Origin of the sequence: Paraburkholderia caribensis, from assembly GCF_002902945.1 — a bacterium.
Lineage (GTDB): Bacteria > Pseudomonadota > Gammaproteobacteria > Burkholderiales > Burkholderiaceae > Paraburkholderia > Paraburkholderia caribensis.
In genome coordinates this window covers 1853871-1868830 of the sequence record NZ_CP026102.1, presented here as the reverse complement: position 1 = coordinate 1868830, position 14960 = coordinate 1853871, and the positions used below count along the sequence as shown (strand labels likewise).

Genomic DNA, 14960 nt, shown 5'->3' with positions numbered 1-14960 from the left:
GCGGCGTGAGCATGCGCTACGCGCTCTTCGTGGTCTCTCCAAAGCGTGCAGCTAAGCCGCTGCACGCCTGCCAGATACGTCTGCCAGACTGGTTGACCGAAGCAACCTATGGACTCTCGGAAGCCTCGCGAGTACGTGAGCGCATGGTCCGCGCAAGCAGCGGGCGCAGTTGCGCGAGCGAGCGTGCGTTCAGCACATCCGTTTTTTCCAGCCATCCGCGGCGCGCCTGATTGACGCCATAGCGCAAGTTGTCGAGCTGGGCCTCGCTGTGTGCGTCGGAATCGATGGAAATCAGTACACCGTGATCCTTCGCCATGCGGCAGACCGTATCGGTCAGATCAAGGCGCTCGGGCTGGGCATTGAGTTCCAGAAAGCAGCCGCGCTCCCTCGCCTTGCGGATCACGCGCAACATATCGATGTCCGCTGGTTCCCGGCTGCCGATCAGCCGGCCGGAAGGATGCGCCAGCATGGTCATCGAGGGATGGTCCAGCGCGCGAAGGATACGCTCGGTCTGGCGCTCGCGCGGCAGATTGAAATGACTGTGAATCGCGCCGACCACAAGATCGAGCCGGGCAAGAACAGCATCGGGAAGATCGAGCCGGCCGTCTTCGAGTATGTCGACTTCTATGCCCTTGAGCAGGGTGATACCCGTTAACTGTGCGTTGAGCTGGTCGATCTCACCGATCTGTGCCGCGAGCCTCGTTGCGTCCAGGCCGTGGGTCATCGCCAGGCGCTTCGAATGATCCGTAATGGCCAGATACGACAGGCCGCGCTCGCGGGCGGCAAGGGCCATCTCGCGTAGCGATGCGCGGCCGTCGCTGGCGAGCGTATGCGTGTGCAGGTCTCCGCGCAGATCGCTGCACGTAACCAGGGCAGGCAGGGAAGCGTCTCGCGCCGCTTCGATCTCACCCCGGTCTTCGCGAAGCTCTGGCGCGATCCACGGCAGGCCGACGCTCGCATAGACGGACTCCTCGGTCTCGCCGGCAATACGCGTCTTTCCGCGGAAAACGCCGTATTCGTTGACCTTAAGGCCGAGTTCCTGGCCCAGGCGGCGTAACGCGACGTTATGCGCCTTCGAACCGGTGAAGTAGGTGAGTGCAGCGCCGAAGCTCTGGGGTTCGACCACGCGCAGATCGACCTGCAGTCCGCCGCGAAGCACGATGCTTGCTCGGGTAGGGCCATGCGCGAGTACCGCGGTGGCGTCGTCATAATGGGCAAACCTCTGGGTGACCGCGGCCGGATCGCGTGCCGTGGCGAGAATGTCGATGTCGCCAACGGTGTCGCGCAGGCGCCGCAGGCTACCCGCCGATTCCACGCGTTCTACGTCGGGCAATGCCCGGAGCCAGACCAGCAATGCCTCCGCGCGCTGGCTGGCCTGTGCGAATTGAAAGCGGCGCGATTTGTCGAGGCGACCCTGCAGGTTTGCAAGGATATGCGCCTCGGTCAGCGGACCGAATCCGCGCAACGTGTGGATCCGGCCCTCCGCGGCGGCCTGCTCCAGTTGTTCCAGAGACTGCACATGCAGTTGCTCGTAGAGCTGCCGCACGCGCTTTGGTCCGAGGCCCGGCACGCGCAGTAACGCGACGACTGCCGACGGCAACTGGGCTCGCAGGCTCGCAAGTAGCGGGCATGAGCCAGTGGCGACGATTTCGCGGATCTTGAGCGCAAGGTCGTCGCCGATCGCGGGAATCGTTTTCAGGTCGGCACCCTCCGCGATCATCGTTCGCACGTTTCTCGCGTACTCGCCAACCGAACGCGCCGCATTGCGATACGCGCGCACGCGGAACGGATTGTCGCCCTGAATTTCAAGCAGGTCGGCAATCTCGGTGAAAACGTCGGCGATATCGACATTATGGATTGGCATGGGCTCAGTGCGGTGCGCTGGGAATGTCACGCGGGAAAGTGTGTGAATGCAAAACCCGGTTCGAATACAGGATGGCCATCGTGCGCGATCCAACCGTTGATCCAGATCAGCGTCCCTGAAACGAGGGAACGGAACTGGTGCTTGATCGATGTCAACTTGATGTGGTTACAGCGGGACGAGGATTCAAATTGATCCGTCTCGTACCACAGCGCCGTCGGCCCGAGGCGTCTGCTGGTGATGACGGCGCCGTTGATCTCCACGCACGGCCATTCAACAAGCAGGTGCGCGGGCGGAGGAGTTCCCGATGGATAAAGCCGGTCGTCCCGATTGGCATCGCTGGCTTAGCCGATGCATATACGTCGTGTGCGCCAGTGCGACGCTCGCCATCGCCACGACCTGGCTGGGCGCGATTTTCGACTTCCCAGTGGACGTCGGCGTGGTGGCGGGGATGAAAGCGCCGGAGTGCGCGCCAGTGCGTGCGTCACCGGCCGGTTCACAGCTCGCTGCCGCACTGCCTGAGAGCGATCGCTGCCTTGCCTTCTTCATGTATCGCGCGTCGTTTCCTGACGCGGCAGACGATGCGGCCTCGTACCAGACGTGGGTGCTGCAACGGCGCGTTGCCGAATTCTGGCAACTGATCGGGTATGTGCTGGTGCTGTGGTTCGTCATTATGTGCATCGGCGCGGCTGCAGCGCTCGCCATAAGAGCGCGGATTCGGCGCATGCGCCGTAGCTCCGCGCATGCCGACGCGGCGCCAACAAAACGGGGCGGCCGTCCGCACGGCTCCACGTGACTGTGTTGCCGTGCGCGCTGCTGCCGCAGCGGATGTGAGGTCAGTTGATCTTCGCCGGCACCAGAGAGTTGATCGAGGTCAATCGCGAGTGCGGAGCAAATACGATCATTCACGCAAGAGGTCGGCCATCGCGCGATGGAACGGGATGACGTGGGGAGGGCCGGAGGCTGAAGCCCCCGTCACCCGATGTATAGCGCGGCGATGTACTCAGGAGAAACAGATGCAGACGCTGCAGGTGGAGATTCCCGTTGATTACGTGAAGCTTGGCGGGATTCTGGAAATTCCCGACGATTCGCGTGCGGTGGTCGTGTTCGTGCACGGTAGCGGCAGCAGCCGCTTCAGCCCACGAAACCGGCAGGTGGCGGCAGGTCTGCAGCACGCGGGTTTCGCAACGCTGCTGTTCGACCTGCTGACGCTCGAGGAGCAGCGCCACGACGACGTCGACGCGACGTACCGTTTCAATATCCCATTGCTGGCTCGCCGACTGTCCGCGACCCTTGGCTGGCTGAGGCAAAGGCCGGACACTGCGACGCTCCGCGTGGGGCTTTTCGGCGCGAGTACCGGCGCTGCTGCAGCACTTGTCGCGGCGGCGGAGGTGAGCTCCGTCGATGCCATCGTGTCGAGGGGCGGGCGCCCGGACCTGGCGCGAGCGGCGCTCCCGTCGGTCTCCGCACCAACGTTGCTGATCGTTGGTGGACTCGACACGGAGGTGATCCGGCTAAACGATAGGGCAGCTGGGCAACTAACCTGCGGGCATCGCGTGGAGATCGTTCCGGGTGCAACGCATCTTTTCGAGGAACCCGGCGCGCTCGACGAAGTGACGCGCCTGGCAGCGGGCTGGTTCGCGCGCTGGCTGATTGCCCCGTTGACCTGAACGACGATCATTCCTTGCGCGCGCACACGGAGGCAAAAAGGTTGAGCTTCCCTGGCTAGCCACGGCGCGCAGCATACTGCTTACTGGACATCGACAATGGGCGACATCTTTCGAAACCGTATCGACGCGGGCAGGCAACTCGCAGCGGTGCTGGAGCCTTTCGCCGGACGCAGCGACATCGTCGTGCTGGCGCTGCCACGAGGCGGCGTTCCAGTCGGATATGAGGTGGCGGAGGCTTTGCGCTGCCCATTCGACGTGCTGGTCGTGCGCAAACTCGGCGCACCGCATAACCCCGAGCTTGCAATTGGGGCCATCGCGACGGGCGACGCACTGTATCTCAACGAGTCAGTGCTGCGTGCCGTTTCAGTGAGCGAGGAGCAGATCATGGAGGCGATCGCGCGCGAACGCATCGAACTTCATCGCCGCGAGTCCGCCTACCGGGGAGCGCAGCCGCCAGCTGCCGTGGAAGGAAAAACAGTCATCGTTGTGGATGACGGCATGGCGACGGGATCAACGATGCACGCAGCGCTTAACGCATTGCGCACTCGGCGTCCGACGCGGATTGTCGTCGCGGTGCCCGTATGCCCGGCCGGTGCCGAAGCCAGTTTCGAGTCGGTTGCGGATGATTTCATCTGCGTGATGCAGCCGGACTGGTTCATGGGGATCGGACAGTTCTACATTGATTTCACGCAGACGACCGACGAAGAGGTGCGGGCCTGCCTGGCGTCCGCGCAGGCTTGGCAACAGAAAGCCTCGTTTGGCGAAGACGGGGGCGCGCACGCCGCTTCGCCGAAAGGTGGCACGGCTTGATCGACCTTTCGGCTGGCGTGTCCAGCAAGCCGCACCCGTTGCGTTTGTCGTGCTATCGCGCCACGTTCGTATCCCGCACGGAGAATTTCATCATGCAGCCCTCCAAAACACCATTCCTTGCTGTTCGCGCGCTTGGACAGCGTCTGAACGGAAACGCAAGCGACTACGACGCATTGCTGGAAATGACACACGGCCGCGACCTGGTGCTGCTTGGCGAGGCGACTCACGGCACGGCCGAGTTTTATCGAATGCGTGCGGAGATCACGTTACGGCTCATCGCCGAGAACGGTTTCGACACCGTCGCCATTGAAGGAGACTGGCCCGACGCGTGGCGCATCGATCGTTTCGTGCAGGCTGAGGGAACCGACGACGCTACCTCGGCGCTTGGTGACTTCGAGCGCTTCCCGGTGTGGATGTGGCGCAATCGGGAAGTGCGCGACTTTATTGTGGCGCTGCGCACGATCAACGCAACGCGCCCGCAGCGGAAACGGGTGGGAGTGTATGGGCTCGATCTCTACAGCCTCTACCGATCTGCGGACGCGGTCATCCGGTACCTCGAGGGTGTGGACCCCGCAGAGGCGGCGACGGCGCGCGTGCGTTATTCTGCGTTGGACCATGTGCGGGAGCCGCAGGCCTACGGCTATGCTGCCGCCGTCGGCGCCCGGCCTGCCGCTCAGGCCGGTGCGGTACGGCAGCTTCTTCAGTTGCGCGCAGACGAATACGACTATCTGGCGCGCGACGGAACCGACGCACTCGATGCGCAGTTCTTTGCCGAACAGAATGCGCAGGTCGTGGTCAACGCCGAAGCGTACTACCGTGGGATGTTCAGCAGCCGGCTGAACACCTGGAATCTGCGCGACGCTCACATGGCCGGCACGCTGTTCGCACTGGCCCGCTATCGCATGCGCCGCGGCGGCAGTGGCAAGGTCGTCGTCTGGGCGCATAACTCACACCTCGGCGACGCCCGTGCAACAGAGTCGCGGCGTCGCGGGGAGTGGAATCTCGGCCAGATCGTGCGCGAGAACGCTCAGCATCGGGCGCTGCTGGTCGGATTCACGACGTACACAGGGCATGTGTCGGCGGCATCGCACTGGGACGGCGAGGTCGAGCAGAAATGGGTGCGTCCCGCGTTACCCGATAGCTGGGAGCATCTCTTTCACAGCACAGGCTACGACCGCTTCTTCTTGCCGATGCAGGACGAAGGCGCTCGTCCGCTTGATGAACCGCTGCTTGAGCGGGCGATCGGTGTGCTGTATCTGCCGCAGACCGAGCGACAGAGCCACTATTTCGAAGCGACGCTCGCGTCACAGTTCGACGCGCTCTTTCATCTCGACGAAACCAGCGCGCTCGAGCCACTCGAACCGGCCGCCGGGTGGCATAGACGTGAGGGGACTGCCGAGACGCCTTTTGTGTAGAGCGGCCCGTGGACTGTGATATGACGAACATTGAAGCAGGGATGGCCGATACGATCGAAAAAGTGGGTGCGAGTTCTCGCAAGCGAAAACGCAGAAGCAACAGGAAGCAAGGCGATGCAGCAGGCATGTCTCCAAAGAGAAAGGTTGCGCGGCTGCAGGAACGTGATGTGTGGCCTGACCGGACACGCCGTGTCGAAGTGATCGAGACGCATCTGTCCTGGGTTTTTCTCACGACCCGTCATGCGTGGAAGCTCAAAAAGCCGGGGCGCTACGATGCTGTCGATTTGCGCAGCGTGGCGGCACGAAAACGGAATTGCGAGACGGAGCTTCGGCTGAACCGCCGTTTGTCGCCATCGGTTTATCTTGGGATCGTTCCGCTTACGCTCTGTGCCGATGGTGTGCTGCGCGTTGGCAGATCGGGGAAGGTGGTCGACTGGCTTCTCAAGATGCGGCGATTGCCCGAAGGATTGATGCTCGATCGCGCGCTTGCGCGGGGCGCCGTTCGCGAGTCCGATATCGCAAGGATCGTTCGAAGACTCAGCACGTTCTATCGTGCGTTACCAGGCGCCAAAATGAGCGCGTCCGCTTACCACGCGCACTTCCTGTCAGAGATCGCGCGAAACGAGTCGGTACTGACACGCATCATGACCCGACAGTCTTTCGACATCCGGCGATTGTGCGGCATCCAACTCGCGATGTTGACCGGCGTGTTGAACCGGCTCGAACTGCGTGTCGCGCACGGTTGGATCAGGGAGTGTCATGGCGATCTCCGTCCCGAACATGTTTGCCTGACGCGGCCCATAGGGATCATCGATTGTCTTGAATTTTCAGAGCGGTTGCGGACGATCGATACCCTCGATGAGGTGGGCTTTCTCGCGCTCGAATGCGAGCGCCTGGGCGCCCCCAAGATCGGAGCCGTGCTTCTCGATGCGTATGCCGAGTCGATGCACGATCCCGTCGATGAGGGCCTGCTCCATTTCTATCAAAGCATTCCCGCTACCGTTAGAGCGAGACTGGCTGCCGCACATCTGCTCGAACGCAAGACTGGACGGGCTGGACATTGGCACAGACGCGCGCTGACCTATTTGAGGATTGGGGAGGCACATGCGCGACAGTGTGCGGTCGCGCTGCAAACTGGCGCACAAGTGATACGCCCGATGTTTCCTCCAATGGAGTGACAGGTGGCTCACTTCGATGTGTTTAATGGCGACGCCGACGGAATCTGTGCGCTGCATCAACTGAGGCTCAAGCATCCTGTCGATGCGCAGCTAGTTACGGGGGTCAAGCGCGACGTCTGCCTGCTGCGCCGCGTAAGGGCCGGTTCCGGCGATAAGGTGACTGTGTTTGATGTCTCGCTCGATGCAAACCGCACTTCACTCGTGTCGCTTCTCGATCACGGCGTCAACGTCGAGTATTTCGATCATCACTTTCCAGGGCGCATTCCGCACGTTGCCCGACTGGCTACGCATATCGATACGTCAGCCGATACATGCACCGGCCTGATCGTGAATCGTTATCTTCGGGGCGAGAACAGATTGTGGGCGATAGTCGCGGCGTACGGCGACAACCTTTCCCATGCCGCGCATCAGCTTGCCATCACGTGTGCGCTGCCGCCTCCCGAGGAACAGCGGCTGCGGGAACTGGGCGAAGCGATCAACTACAACGCATATGGAGAAAGCGTTGCGGATCTGATGGTCGACCCTGTCGCGATGTATCGGAATATTCAGCCGTTTCCAAATCCTTTGGATTTCATTGCGGCCACCAACCTGCCGGGCCGCCTGACGCTGGCACGCATGGAAGATCTCGATTGTGCTTCAAGGCTCGCGACGGTGCAGCGCGTAGCGAACGCATCGGCCTATATGTTGCCGGCGGCTGCATGGTCACACCGTGTGCAAGGCGAGTTCGCCAACCTCCTGGCAAGACGCGAGCCTTTGCGCGGGCATGCCGTCCTTGTGCCACGGCCCGACGGTAAGTATGTCGTCAGCGTGAGAGCGCCGTGCGGCGCAGACCGCCTATGCAGGAAATTCGGCGGAAACGGCAGACGTGCCGCCGCCGGCATCGACGGACTTGATCCTGCAAGGGTCGACGGGTTTATCGCTGCCCTCGACGCGATGCTCGGCTACGGACATTGTTCGCCCGCATGACGTCGATCAAGGTCGGCCTAGCCCACCCCGCTAGCCTGATGACATTGCTACGCGTTCCATCGAGTGAGGAGGACAGTATGAAAGCCGCCGATATTTGCACGAGAGAGGTCATTACGTGCCTGCTGGGCACAACTGTTCTGGAAGCATGCAAGATCATGCGCGTTCATCATGTCGGCGATATCGTTGTCGTGGAGGAGACCCCGGACGGCAAACTGCGTCCAAAGGGGATACTGACCGACCGGGACATTGTTCTCGAGGTACTTGCACGAGACGTCGACGCGTCCAGACTGTTTGTCGACGATGTGATGTCCTCGTCGCTTGTCTGCGCCTATGACTGGGAAGACGCGTGGCAAATCGCGAAGCGGATGCGATTGCATGCGATCCGCCGCGTGCCTGTTGTCGACGAAGCCAGAGAACTGGTTGGCGTCATTTCGCTAGATGATCTGCTTGATTCGGCGTGTGCGCTGCTGTCGGAACTGTCGCTCATCGCGGGGCGGCAACCACATTTTGAACTGAAGCAGCGTGCATGACCGGCTGTGACGGCCTGGCGCGTCGAAGATCAGACGTGTCGTCTTTATTCCGCGCTGCAAAAAAGCTCGAAGACGAGACAGGCGGTCCGTTGATGTCGGTCAACCCGGGGCGTGGCCGATGGCCGAAGATAGTTCATAAGTCAGCACCACCCGCGGTGCAGAATACGCTGGGTGGCGGATAGAAAGTCATAGAAATTTATCTGGAGACAAATCATGACAGAGTCTCGCAACCGGAACGTGTCGACGATGCGCCGAGACAAACGGTTCCAGCCACACACAACCGATAGCTATCGGTCGCCAGCTCGCGAGCAGGGTGGCACCGGCTGCCGAGAATGTGGCGCCGTGTTTGAAAATGGACGCTGGATGTGGAGTGTAAGCGCGGAACATACAAGTCAGCTGGTTTGCCCGGCGTGCCGCCGAATACTTGAACACGCGCCAGCAGGCGAACTATGGCTGGAGTCGGGAGAGTATCTCCGTACGCATCATGAAGAGGTTGTCGCACTCTTCCGTCACGCGTCAGCAGATGAAGAAAAGCTTCATGCGCTCGAGCGATTGATGAACATCGAAGATCAGCCAGACGGAATGCGAGTGACTACCACTGGCCCACACACTCTGCGAAAACTCGCCGAGGCGCTTGTTCGTGCGCATCACGGTCACCTTACGATCGAATATCGCGATGCCGAAGGTGTGCTTCGCGCGAGATGGCGGCGCGACTAAGAGATGGTTGGGCCGCACGACCGCAGCTTGCGGTGTTGGCCTTGTGAGCTGAATCAGGATATGACTGGCGATAGGTCTCATTATTGCAAGGCTGCGTCGCGAGTCCGAGGAGGTTTGCCATGAAAGTCAGTGAGTTCTACAGCCAGGGTGTGGTCCATATTCCGGCAACCTGCAGTCTGCAGGAAGCGGCAGTGCAAATGCGAGACCAGCATGTCGGCGCACTGATCGTATCGGAGGGCGGTGGCTCAGGCCGCATACTCGGCGTTCTCACCGACCGGGACATCGTATTACAGTCGGTTTGCACCGGGTCGTCGCCGATCACTGTGCGAGTAGGCGAGGTGATGAGCCCGCAAATTCTGTCTATCGATGTGAACGCCGACATCACTGAGGCAATGCAGGCGATGGCAAGCCATGGCGTGCGCCGCCTGGCGGTGGTCAGCAACGGTATCGACATCATGGGGATATTGTCTCTCGACGATGTGATCACAGCACTCGGGCGCGAATGGATCATGCTGACCAGCATCCTTCGCAACGAGCAGAATCGCGAGGCATCTGGGAGCGTGCTGCAGACGTCTTTGCACGCGTGACGCCAATGCCATCGGGAAGCTACCGGTCGTTGCTCTCGACTTCCAGATACGCAACGACGTCGGCCAGCGTGACGAGGCGACCATAATCGGCTTCAGGTATTTCCACACGAAGCCTCTCGTGGAGGCCTGTCAGAAAATTGAGCCAATCCATCGAATCAAGATCGACCTGTTTGCGTAGCGGGCGATCGTCGCGCAAGGTTGTTGTGTCGACCTCGGGCGCGATCGTCTGCAGTGTGCTCAGCACAATAGCACGAATGTCGGGATGGTTCATTGATCGAGTTCCTCAGGATGTTGCAGCGCGTCGCTCAGTTCAAGAAGAAATAGCGCGCCACGATGACCGTCAGACACGCGATGATCTGCTGACAGCGTGGCGGTCAGCGTGCGTACTATCTTGACTTCCCCGTTGTACGCCCACGGACGTTCGATGACGCGGCCGAATCCGACCAGCGCAACCTGCGGTGGATAGATGACGCCGAATACTTCGGCGGCTCCCTGATCGCCGAGGTTCGTGACGGTGATGGTGGCTTCCGATAATTCGGAACTGCGTAGCGAACCGGCGCGGCAACGTTTCGTGAGATCGGTCAGCTCCCGCATGAGTTGCAGCAACGTTTTATTCTGGGTGTCGAGCAGGGCGGGTGCGACGAGACCGCCGTGGCGCAACGAGATTGCCACCCCGACGTGAGTCTTCCCGGCCGCAACGAATGAGCCTGCGCGGTAGAAGCCGTTTAGCTCGGGAAAGCGTCGCAGTGTCACAGTCACCGCTTTCAGCAACAGGACTGCAAGCAACATCCGATCATTGATCGAGCGTTTGGCGTTTTCGGTGTGAAGCCATTCGAGCGCTTTTTCGATTGGGATCATCTCGCTGACGTAGTAATGAGGTATTTCCCGTTTCGAGCGCTCCATAGCACCCGCGATCACCGTTCTGATCGCTGCGAGCCTGTCGCCGGCTGGCGCAGGTGTGATGCAGGCGGCGCTGCGAATGGCCTGTTCGACGTCGTCATATGTCACCGAACCGCCCGGGCCGCTACCTACGATCTTGTCGAGATTGACATGATGTTCCTGAGCATGCTTTCGCGCCGCAGGCGAGACCTTGTGGCGCTGCGGAGCTGCATCGACAGGCAGTGGGGCGGGTGTCGGCGGTATCGCGCGCGGACGCTTCCTGACCTCTGACGCGGATTCACCTCGCTCGAGAAAAATTGCCATCGGCGTACCCACGGGTATTTTCTCGCCGGGCTTCGTGATCAGTTCGTATACCGTTCCCTCATACCAGTTTTCGACGTCGACGGCCGCTTTGCTCGTGTCGACAATGGCCACTATCTGACCTTTTGTGACCACGTCACCTGGCTTTATTTTCCATTCGAGGAGCGTACCCTCGTCCATGTCGGCCCCCATCGAAGGCAACGTGAACTCGATCATGCGTCCTCCTGCCTGCATTACGTGGCATCACGCAAACAATTGTTTCACCGCGGAGACGATCCTGTCGACCTGGGGTAATGCCGCTTGTTCCATATGGCGGGAATAGGGGATAGGCACATCTTCGGAGCACACACGGCACGCTGGCGCATCCAACTCGTAAAAGACCTGTTCGACCAGCCGCGCCATGATCTCGCCTGCGATGCTTGCGCTTCGCCAGCATTCATCGACAATGACGACCCGTCTGCACTTCGACACTGACTGCATAATCGTTGCATCGTCGAGGGGCCTCAACACGCGCAGGTCCACCACTTCAGCATCGATGCCGTCCTTCGCCAACGTCTGCGCAGCATCCAGTGCCTTGCGCATTGAACCGCCATAGGCAAGGATCGCCACATCCTTCCCCTCGCGCCGGACCTTTGCGCTGACGATGTCGACGCGCTCGACGTCGGGCATGTCCCCTTCGAGGTTGTACAGCCCCGCATGTTCGAAAATCAGCACCGGGTCCGGATCGGCGAGCGCCGCTTGCAACATATGACGGGCGTCCTCGATGGTCGCGGGAGCGATCACCTTGATTCCGGGAATGCCCGCGTACCAGCCTTCGAAGCTGTGTGAATGCTGCGCCGCCACCTGACGACCCGCGCCTGTCGCCATACGCACCACGAGTGGCACCGAGAATTTTCCACCCGACATATGGTGATAGAGGGCCGCCGTATTGACGATCTGGTCTAGCGCCAGCAGGCTGAAATTCACGGTCATAACCTCGACGATGGGGCGCATGCCGCCCAATGCGGCCCCGATGCCTGCTCCCGTGAAGCCAAGTTCCGACAGCGGTGTGTCCCGGATACGCTCGGGCCCGAACTCATCGAGAAGTCCGGCCGACACCGCGTAGGTTCCTCCGTACTTACCCACGTCTTCACCCATCAGGAACACGCGACGGTCGTTCGCGAGCGCCTCGCGCAGCGACTCGCGCAAGGCCTCCCGGAACGTGAGATGGCGGGTCATGGCGTTTGCCCCGTTGCGGTGTAGAGGTCAGTCAGGAGATCTTCGACACGCTCCCATGTGCCGGCCTCCGCAAACGCTACGGCACCCTCAACTTCCGCCAGAGCCGCCGAATCGAGTACGAGGAACTCGTCCTCAGACAATTTGCACTCGTCCTTCAGACGGGCGGTAAAAGTGTGGATCGGACCGCGCGTCTTCCATAGCTCAACTTCAGCCTTCTCGCGGTACAGTTCGGCGTCGTACATCGAATGGGCGCGGAAGCGGTATGTCTTGAACTCGAGAAAGAGTGGATTCTGTGCGGCTCGTACGTACGCGACAGCCTCTCTCGTGGCTTCGTGTACAGACACGACATCCATTCCATCCGCGCTGCGTGTGGCGACGTTATAGGCAGCGGCCTTGGCGCACAGATCCGTCTGTGACTGGCTTCGCTCGATTGCCGTCCCCATTGCGTACAGATTGTTTTCGCAGCAAAACAGAACGGGCAATCGCCACAGTGCAGCGAGATTCATCGATTCGTGAAAGGCCCCTTCGGCTACCGCGCCGTCGCCAAAAAAGCATGCGGTGATGCCGTGGCTGCCTTGCATTTTTTGCGCGAGGGCCAGCCCGACGGCGAGGGGGAGACTGCCGCCGACGATTGCATTCCCGCCGAACAGCCGCTTCGTTCGATCGAACAGATGCATCGAGCCACCTCGTCCGTGCGCGCAGCCTTCATACTTGCCATACATTTCAGCCATGAGCACGCCCATGTCCATGCCGCGTACCAATGCATGGGCATGTTCACGATACGTCGCGACGATGTTGTCTTCGGACGTGAGCGCATGAAGCGCGCCCACTGCGGTTGCCTCTTCACCGATATACAGATGCAGAAAGCCGCGAATCTTGCCGGCGCCGTAAAGCTCCGCGCATTTTTCCTCTAGCCGCCGCACGCGCAGCATGTCACGCAACAACCCGAGCGCGAAGGTCTTCTCATAGGGAACGGGGCCCGACGGTGGCAGGGGAGCGGGATGGTCGACTGTCATGCTGCGCTCTCCAGTGTCGACGTGTCGCCTTCCGCCAGACCTAAGTCACGCGCTTTCAGAAGTCGTCGCATGATCTTGCCGCTACGCGTGTGCGGCAGTTGTGCGACGAAGGCAATCTCCTTCGGCGCGACAGCCGCGCCAAGCCGCTTCCTCGCATGTCCGAGCAATGCCATGCGCAACGCCTCGTCCGGTTCGAAACCTTTGTTGAGTGAGATAAAGGCCTTGACCGATTCGCCCAGCACCGGGTCGGGCTTGCCGATAACGCCAGCCTCCGCTACGGCGGGATGCTCCATGAGTGCACTTTCCACCTCGAAAGGCCCGATCAGATGGCCGGCGGACTTGATGACATCGTCAGCCCGGCCGACGAACCAGTAATAGCCGTCTGCATCCCGCTGTGCCAGATCGCCCGTCAGATACCAGTCTCCGTTGAAGCACTTGCGATAGCGCGCGTCCTCGTTGAGGTAACCGCGAAACATGGAGGGCCACCCGCGCCTGAGTGCCAATTCACCTTGCGCGCCAGGTTCGTCGACGATACGGACACCGCCGTCGCCACTGCGTTGAATGATGGCGGCATCCACGCCCGGTAGTGGTCTGCCCATCGAACCAGGCTTGATATCGAATGCTGGCGTGTTGGCGATCATGATCCCGCCCGTTTCCGTTTGCCACCAATTATCGTGAATCGGCAAACCCAGCACGTCTTTTCCCCAGCGAACTGCTTCAGGATTCAACGGTTCCCCGACGCTGGCAACGAAGCGCAATTGCGGGAACGCATATTTTGCGGCCGCGTCGGCGCCAGCGCGCATCAGCATCCGGATCGCAGTCGGCGCCGTGTACCACACCGAAACAGCTTCGTCGTGCAAGATGCCATACCAGCGTTCCGCGTCGAACTCTTCCCGATCGACGATGGATGTCACGCCGTGCAGCAGAGGCGCAATGATCCCGTATGACGTACCCGTCACCCAGCCGGGATCAGCGGTGCACCAGTAGATATCCTCGGGATGCAGATCGAGTGCATAACGTCCCGTCACCCAATGCGTGATGGCAGCACTGTGCACATGGACAGCGCCTTTGGGCGTGCCTGTTGTGCCGCTGGTGAAGTGCAGCAGCGCGGGATCCTCGGGACCCGTTGCCGCGTGGTCGAACGAGTCTGACGCGCCTGACATGAGCTGGGAAAGATCGAGGGTGCCGGGGCTGGCAACCGGTGCGCCTTCTTCCCCAACGAGGAGCACATGTTTCAAGGTCGGCATGCGGGCGCGCCAGGGGCCGATTTTCCGTTCAAACAACGCATCCGTGGTCAGCAGCACCGTTGCGCCACCTAGATTGACGCGCGTGATGATGGGTTCTGGCCCAAACGCGGAGAAGAGCGGGGAGATGACGGCACCGAACTTCAGGCCGCCGACCAGCGCGATGTAGAGCTCCGGGATGCGCCCCGCAAGGATAAAGACACGATCGCCTTTCGCGATCCCAAGGCTGTGCAACACGTTGCAGAAGCGGTTGGTCTGTGCGGCCAGCTGGTCGTATGTAAATGTTCGGGGTGAAGCGTCTCGTGCGAGAAAGCGCAATGCTGGCTTGTCTGCGAGGCCTTCGGCGCGATGCCGGTCGACGGCCTGCCATCCGATGTTGATGTCACGTTTCCCAGCGGTCAGTTCAGCTGCCGCTGCGGCCCACGAGAAACGGTGGCGCTCGCCCTCGTAATCGGAAAAATTAGGCGTCACCCGCAAATCTGAAGCCGTCTTGCGGATGGTCGACGATGCGTTCATAGATGTGTCTCAACGGAGTGCCTGCCCAGCAT

The 14960-nt window shown here is 61.0% G+C and carries 16 protein-coding genes; 9 read left to right on the top strand and 7 right to left on the bottom strand.

The genetic code is table 11. The features are described from left to right. Positions 1 to 106: 106 nt before the first annotated feature. Positions 107 to 1864, bottom strand: a complete 1758-nt coding sequence (polX, locus tag C2L66_RS24885) for a DNA polymerase/3'-5' exonuclease PolX (protein ID WP_060605913.1) — start codon at positions 1862 to 1864, stop codon at positions 107 to 109. Between the two features lie 26 nt (positions 1865 to 1890). Then, positions 1891 to 2124 carry a hypothetical protein gene (locus C2L66_RS24880; protein ID WP_060605916.1) on the bottom strand — a complete coding sequence of 78 codons (234 nt, stop codon included), beginning with the start codon at positions 2122 to 2124 and terminating at the stop codon, positions 1891 to 1893. Between the two features lie 44 nt (positions 2125 to 2168). Here C2L66_RS24880 and C2L66_RS24875 point away from each other — a divergent pair, with 44 nt between their 5' ends. The 9 genes from C2L66_RS24875 (at position 2169) to C2L66_RS24835 (ending at position 9734) form a co-directional block, all read left to right on the top strand. Then, on the top strand, positions 2169 to 2657 hold the full coding sequence (locus tag C2L66_RS24875) for a hypothetical protein (RefSeq protein ID WP_060605919.1): 489 nt from the start codon (positions 2169 to 2171) through the stop codon (positions 2655 to 2657). 220 nt (positions 2658 to 2877) lie between these two features. Next, on the top strand, positions 2878 to 3531 hold the full coding sequence (locus C2L66_RS24870; RefSeq protein WP_060605922.1) for a dienelactone hydrolase family protein: 654 nt from the start codon (positions 2878 to 2880) through the stop codon (positions 3529 to 3531). A gap of 96 nt (positions 3532 to 3627) precedes the next feature. After that, a complete protein-coding gene (locus C2L66_RS24865; protein ID WP_060605925.1) occupies positions 3628 to 4341 on the top strand; it encodes a phosphoribosyltransferase in 714 nt (237 codons plus the stop codon). A gap of 92 nt (positions 4342 to 4433) precedes the next feature. After that, positions 4434 to 5756: an erythromycin esterase family protein gene (locus C2L66_RS24860; RefSeq protein WP_060607217.1), complete on the top strand. Its 1323-nt coding sequence runs from the start codon at positions 4434 to 4436 to the stop codon at positions 5754 to 5756. 20 nt (positions 5757 to 5776) lie between these two features. Then, positions 5777 to 6934, top strand: coding sequence for a hypothetical protein (locus C2L66_RS24855; RefSeq protein ID WP_060605928.1), 1158 nt, complete (start codon positions 5777 to 5779; stop codon positions 6932 to 6934). Positions 6935 to 6937: 3 nt separating this feature from the next. After that, positions 6938 to 7900, top strand: coding sequence for a hypothetical protein (locus C2L66_RS24850; protein WP_060605931.1), 963 nt, complete (start codon positions 6938 to 6940; stop codon positions 7898 to 7900). Positions 7901 to 7977: 77 nt separating this feature from the next. Then, the gene (locus tag C2L66_RS24845; protein WP_060605933.1) at positions 7978 to 8430 is read left to right on the top strand and encodes a CBS domain-containing protein; all 453 of its coding nucleotides are present in this window, start codon (positions 7978 to 7980) and stop codon (positions 8428 to 8430) included. A gap of 213 nt (positions 8431 to 8643) precedes the next feature. Then, a complete protein-coding gene (locus C2L66_RS41775; protein ID WP_082670432.1) occupies positions 8644 to 9147 on the top strand; it encodes a BCAM0308 family protein in 504 nt (167 codons plus the stop codon). 119 nt (positions 9148 to 9266) lie between these two features. Then, a complete protein-coding gene (locus C2L66_RS24835; protein ID WP_054930626.1) occupies positions 9267 to 9734 on the top strand; it encodes a CBS domain-containing protein in 468 nt (155 codons plus the stop codon). A 19-nt stretch (positions 9735 to 9753) separates the two neighbouring features. Here the strand turns inward: C2L66_RS24835 and C2L66_RS24830 are convergent, their stop codons facing one another. Genes C2L66_RS24830 through acsA form a run of 5 tightly spaced genes read right to left on the bottom strand, consistent with a single transcriptional unit; the run spans position 9754 to position 14928 of the window. Then, positions 9754 to 10005, bottom strand: a complete 252-nt coding sequence (locus C2L66_RS24830; RefSeq protein WP_054930625.1) for an acyl carrier protein — start codon at positions 10003 to 10005, stop codon at positions 9754 to 9756. Then, a complete protein-coding gene (locus tag C2L66_RS24825; protein WP_054930624.1) occupies positions 10002 to 11150 on the bottom strand; it encodes a dihydrolipoamide acetyltransferase family protein in 1149 nt (382 codons plus the stop codon). Before C2L66_RS24825 ends, C2L66_RS24830 begins: the two co-directional genes overlap by 4 nt. A gap of 27 nt (positions 11151 to 11177) precedes the next feature. Next, the gene (locus C2L66_RS24820) at positions 11178 to 12152 is read right to left on the bottom strand and encodes an alpha-ketoacid dehydrogenase subunit beta (protein WP_060605935.1); all 975 of its coding nucleotides are present in this window, start codon (positions 12150 to 12152) and stop codon (positions 11178 to 11180) included. Next, positions 12149 to 13168 carry a pyruvate dehydrogenase (acetyl-transferring) E1 component subunit alpha gene (gene pdhA / locus C2L66_RS24815; protein WP_054930622.1) on the bottom strand — a complete coding sequence of 340 codons (1020 nt, stop codon included), beginning with the start codon at positions 13166 to 13168 and terminating at the stop codon, positions 12149 to 12151. Before pdhA ends, C2L66_RS24820 begins: the two co-directional genes overlap by 4 nt. Beyond that, positions 13165 to 14928 carry an acetate--CoA ligase gene (acsA, locus tag C2L66_RS24810; protein ID WP_060605936.1) on the bottom strand — a complete coding sequence of 588 codons (1764 nt, stop codon included), beginning with the start codon at positions 14926 to 14928 and terminating at the stop codon, positions 13165 to 13167. Before acsA ends, pdhA begins: the two co-directional genes overlap by 4 nt. Between the last annotated feature and the right edge of the window lie 32 nt (positions 14929 to 14960).

Coding starts and splice junctions, on each gene's coding strand:
- polX (WP_060605913.1), bottom strand. CDS start 1,864: ATGCCAATCCATAATGTCGATATCGCCGACGTTTTCACCGAGATTGCC.
- C2L66_RS24875 (WP_060605919.1), top strand. CDS start 2,169: ATGGATAAAGCCGGTCGTCCCGATTGGCATCGCTGGCTTAGCCGATGC.
- C2L66_RS24870 (WP_060605922.1), top strand. CDS start 2,878: ATGCAGACGCTGCAGGTGGAGATTCCCGTTGATTACGTGAAGCTTGGC.
- C2L66_RS24865 (WP_060605925.1), top strand. CDS start 3,628: ATGGGCGACATCTTTCGAAACCGTATCGACGCGGGCAGGCAACTCGCA.
- C2L66_RS24860 (WP_060607217.1), top strand. CDS start 4,434: ATGCAGCCCTCCAAAACACCATTCCTTGCTGTTCGCGCGCTTGGACAG.
- C2L66_RS24855 (WP_060605928.1), top strand. CDS start 5,777: ATGACGAACATTGAAGCAGGGATGGCCGATACGATCGAAAAAGTGGGT.
- C2L66_RS24845 (WP_060605933.1), top strand. CDS start 7,978: ATGAAAGCCGCCGATATTTGCACGAGAGAGGTCATTACGTGCCTGCTG.
- C2L66_RS41775 (WP_082670432.1), top strand. CDS start 8,644: ATGACAGAGTCTCGCAACCGGAACGTGTCGACGATGCGCCGAGACAAA.
- C2L66_RS24835 (WP_054930626.1), top strand. CDS start 9,267: ATGAAAGTCAGTGAGTTCTACAGCCAGGGTGTGGTCCATATTCCGGCA.
- C2L66_RS24830 (WP_054930625.1), bottom strand. CDS start 10,005: ATGAACCATCCCGACATTCGTGCTATTGTGCTGAGCACACTGCAGACG.
- C2L66_RS24825 (WP_054930624.1), bottom strand. CDS start 11,150: ATGATCGAGTTCACGTTGCCTTCGATGGGGGCCGACATGGACGAGGGT.
- C2L66_RS24820 (WP_060605935.1), bottom strand. CDS start 12,152: ATGACCCGCCATCTCACGTTCCGGGAGGCCTTGCGCGAGTCGCTGCGC.
- pdhA (WP_054930622.1), bottom strand. CDS start 13,168: ATGACAGTCGACCATCCCGCTCCCCTGCCACCGTCGGGCCCCGTTCCC.
- acsA (WP_060605936.1), bottom strand. CDS start 14,928: ATGAACGCATCGTCGACCATCCGCAAGACGGCTTCAGATTTGCGGGTG.